The organism is Mesorhizobium sp. M7A.F.Ca.CA.002.09.1.1 (assembly GCF_003998555.1).
In the GTDB taxonomy this organism is placed as follows: domain Bacteria; phylum Pseudomonadota; class Alphaproteobacteria; order Rhizobiales; family Rhizobiaceae; genus Mesorhizobium; species Mesorhizobium ciceri.
This window is the reverse complement of the sequence record NZ_RZRR01000593.1, coordinates 1-3,605: the sequence shown is the minus strand read 5'-3', so window position 1 is coordinate 3,605 and position 3,605 is coordinate 1. Positions and strand designations below refer to the sequence as shown.

The 3,605-nt window shown below is 64.5% G+C and carries 4 protein-coding genes; all 4 read right to left on the bottom strand.

The features are described from left to right. On the bottom strand, window positions 1-805 hold an 805-nt coding region (locus EN994_RS22665), incomplete at its 3' end, for an FAD-binding oxidoreductase (RefSeq protein WP_164746085.1). Further along, window positions 802-1,983: a pyridoxal phosphate-dependent aminotransferase gene (locus EN994_RS22660; RefSeq protein ID WP_013531134.1), complete on the bottom strand. Its 1,182-nt coding sequence runs from the start codon at window positions 1,981-1,983 to the stop codon at window positions 802-804. The genes EN994_RS22660 and EN994_RS22665, both read right to left, overlap by 4 nt. Next, the gene (locus EN994_RS22655; protein WP_013531135.1) at window positions 1,976-2,881 is read right to left on the bottom strand and encodes a homocysteine S-methyltransferase family protein; all 906 of its coding nucleotides are present in this window, start codon (window positions 2,879-2,881) and stop codon (window positions 1,976-1,978) included. Before EN994_RS22655 ends, EN994_RS22660 begins: the two co-directional genes overlap by 8 nt. Next, window positions 2,878-3,605: aminomethyltransferase family protein (locus EN994_RS22650; protein ID WP_164746084.1), on the bottom strand; the 728-nt coding region annotated here is incomplete at its 5' end. The genes EN994_RS22655 and EN994_RS22650, both read right to left, overlap by 4 nt.

Below are 3,605 nucleotides of genomic sequence, written 5' to 3'. Positions count from 1 at the left end.
GCATCATCTTGCCGGCGTCCTCCTTGTAGTAGGCACACTCGTCGGGCACACGCAGCACCGGCAGGCGGGTGAGGCCGGGGATCGGCTCGGTGACGAGGTAAAAATGCTCGCAGGCGTGCAGCGGGATGGTGACGCCGTTCTGCGCTCCCAGTTCGCGCGCCCACATGCCGGCGCAGTTGACGACGATGTCGGCCTCGATCGTGCCTTGCTCTTCGCCTTGTGTCCAGGACACGCCCGTGACGCGGCCGGCCTTGCTGTGGACCTTGGTGACCTTGACGTTCTCGACGATGGTCGCACCGCGCTGGCGCGCGCCCTTGGCCAGTGCCATGGCGATGTTGGCGGGGTCGCACTGGCCGTCGAGCGGCAGATGCACGGCGCCGACGACATCGGAAACATTGAGATGCGGGTACATCTCGCTGACTTCCCTGGGCGAAATCTCGCGCACGTCGACATCGAAGGCACGCGCCAGCGACGCTTGCCTGTAGATCTCGTGCTTGCGCTCCTCGGTCAGCGCCACGGTGATCGAACCGACCTGGCGCATGCCGGTGCCGACTTCGGTCTCTGCTTCCAGCTTGACGTAGAGGTCGGCGGAATATTTCGCCAGCCGCGTCATGTTCTGCGAACCGCGCAGCTGGCCGATCAGGCCGGCGGCATGCCATGTCGTGCCCGACGTCAGCTGCTTGCGTTCGAGAAGCACGATATCGGTCCAGCCGAGCTTGGCCAGGTGATAGGCGACCGAGCAGCCGGAAACGCCGCCGCCGATGATGACCGCTCTTGCTTTGGCGGGAACTGCCTTGGCGATCATGCTGCCTCGCAACGGTAGCTGGAAGCAAAGCGGCGCAGACGAAGTGCAGCTTCCTGCAGCACGGGTTCGGGCTGGCAGAGGCTGATGCGAATGTGGCCGGCGGCCGCCTCGCCGAAGCTGGAGCCGGGCATCACGCCAACCTTTTCCTTGTCGAGCAGGGCCCAGGCGAATTTCTCGTCGTCCGGCTCGACGGCCGAGATGTCGAGCATGACATACATGCCGCCCTCCGAACCGCGCACGGTGACATCGTTCATGCCCCGCACGGCGTCGAGCAAGACGGTGCGGCGTGCCGCGTAGCGTTCGGCGATCTCCTTGACGCCGTAACGGTTCTCCAGCGCCTCGGAACAAGCGATCGAGATGAAGGCCGGCAGGCCGTAGGTCGTCACCAGATTGAGATTGATCATGAGCGTGATCATCTGCTCCGGTCCCGTCAGCCAGCCCATGCGCCAACCGGTCATGCCGTGGCTCTTGGACATCGAATTGATGACCAGCGTGCGCTCGGCCATTCCTGGCAGCGAGCGCGGCGAGACGTGCTCGCCGCCGCCGAGCGTCCAGTAGACTTCGTCCGACAGCAGCCAGAGGTCGTGCTCCCGGCAGACTTCTGCCAACTGTTCCAGCCGCTCGCGCGAATAGACCGCACCGGTCGGATTGTTCGGCGTGTTGATCAGGATGGCGCGCGTGTTCGGCCGGATTGCCGCGCGGATCATGTCGGCTCGCGGCTGGAAGCCATCCTCGGCCGGTGTCTCGACGACGGTGAAATCAGCGCCAGCGGCGCTGAACGTGTTGGGATAGGTGGCATAATAGGGTGCCACGACGATGGCGTGATCGCCCTGGTCGAGCACGCCCTGCACGGCCGCGTAGAGTGCGGCCTGGCCGCCCGGCGTGGCGATCACCTGATCCGGCGATGTCTCGACGCCGGTGCAGGCGCTCGAGGCTGCGGCCATCGCCTTGCGCAGGCGCGGCAAGCCGGGAAGCGGGGTGTAGTGATGATTGCTGCCGCGAACCGCGGTCACACAGGCTTCAATGGTCTGCGAAGGCGTGTCGAAATCATGGTCGCCAACCGACAGCATGATGATGTCTTCGCCGGCCTCCTTGCGCGTCCAGGCGGCGAAATGGACTTCCCAGCCGTCCTTGCCCGAAGGCACGATGCCGGAAATGCGCGATGATGGTCTAGGCATGCAAAACTCCCGAAATTTCGTAGCCGGCCTGTTCGAGCCGGTCGCGCAGGGCGGCGATGTGCGGTGGTCCGACTTCGCAGCAGCCGCCAACGATGCTTGCGCCAGCCTCCACCCAGCCGATCGCCTGGTCTGCATAGGCATCCGGGCCAAGGTCGTGACGAGCGTGCAGCACATCGACGGTGCCGCCGTGCTTAAGTGCTTCGGTTGACGTGAAGCCATTGGCATATGCGCCGACCGGGCCGCCGAGGCCGATCAGTTCAGGCAAAGCCGCGGCGATTGCTTCCGGCCGGCAGCAATTGACCAGCCGCGCTGCGACTGCCAGGCCGTCGAGCGCGCTTGCCGCGGTGGCAATGGCTTCGCCGCTGCGCAGCCGCGGCTTGCCGTGGTCAGCCAGCGTCCACGATACCCATACCGGCTTGCCGCTTTCCGATGCAGCGGTCACCGCTGCGCGGGCTTCGTCCGCCGACGCCATGGTTTCACACAGGAACAGGTCGACGCCATCGGCCTGCTCGGCAACGATGCGGCGGTAAATCTCGAGCGTCTCCTCGAAGGAAATGGTCAGTGCCGGTGCATAGCTGCCGAAAAGCGGCGACAGGCAACCGGCGATGGCTGCATCGCCGGCCTCGTCGCGGGCCTGCCTGGCCAATTCGATGCCGCGCTTCTGCAATGGCTTGAATAGGTCTTCCGCACCTTCGCGCGCCAGGCGTTCGGGTGTCGCAGAATAGGTGTTGATGGTGATGACACGTGCGCCGGCACGGATGAATTCCGCGTGCAGGTCGCGCACCAGATCCGGTTCGTCGATCAGCACCCTGGCCGACCATAGCGGCGTCGGCTCGGATTGGCTGCGGCGGACCAGTTCCTGGCCCATGCCGCCATCGGTGAGGATGATTTTCTTCATGCGCGCAGCCTTTCGTTCTTCGGATCCCACAGCGGTTCATCCTTCTGCACGATTGCCTGAAAGCGGTCACCGAAGATTTCGACCTCGACTGATGTACCTGGTTTGGCCAGGTCGGCGCGCAGCATGCCGAGCGCGATCGACTTGTCGATGCGATGGCCCCAGCCGCCGGACGTCGTCTCGCCGACGATCTTGCCGTCATGCCAGAGTGTAGAAACTGACGGAGCGTCGCAATCGCCGGGGTTTTCCACCACCAGCGTGACGAAGCGCTTCTTCACGCCTTGCTGCTTTTCGTTCAGCAGTGCCGCCTTGCCACGGAAGTCGGGCTTGTCCCATTTGACGAAGCGTTCGAGCCCGCCCTGCAGGATCGAATAGTCGGTCGACAGATCGCCTTTCCAGGTGCGGTAGCCTTTCTCAAGCCGGAGCGAATCCAGCGCGTACATGCCGAAAGGCTTCAGCCCGTGCTGCTGGCCTGCGGCGCAGACGGCATCGAAGATGGCGGCGGTGTCGTCGATCCTGGTGTGGATTTCCCAGCCGAGTTCGCCGGCGAAGGAGACGCGCACCAGTTTGGCCCAGCGGCCGGCGATCTTCGTCTCCTGATGCGTCAGCCATGGCAGAGTGAGGTCGGCTTCGCAGACATCGGCGAGGATTTTTCGCGAGTTCGGGCCGGCCAGGATCTGGGTCGAGAATTCTTCGGTCCGGTCGATCAGCTTGAACGGTGCGTCCT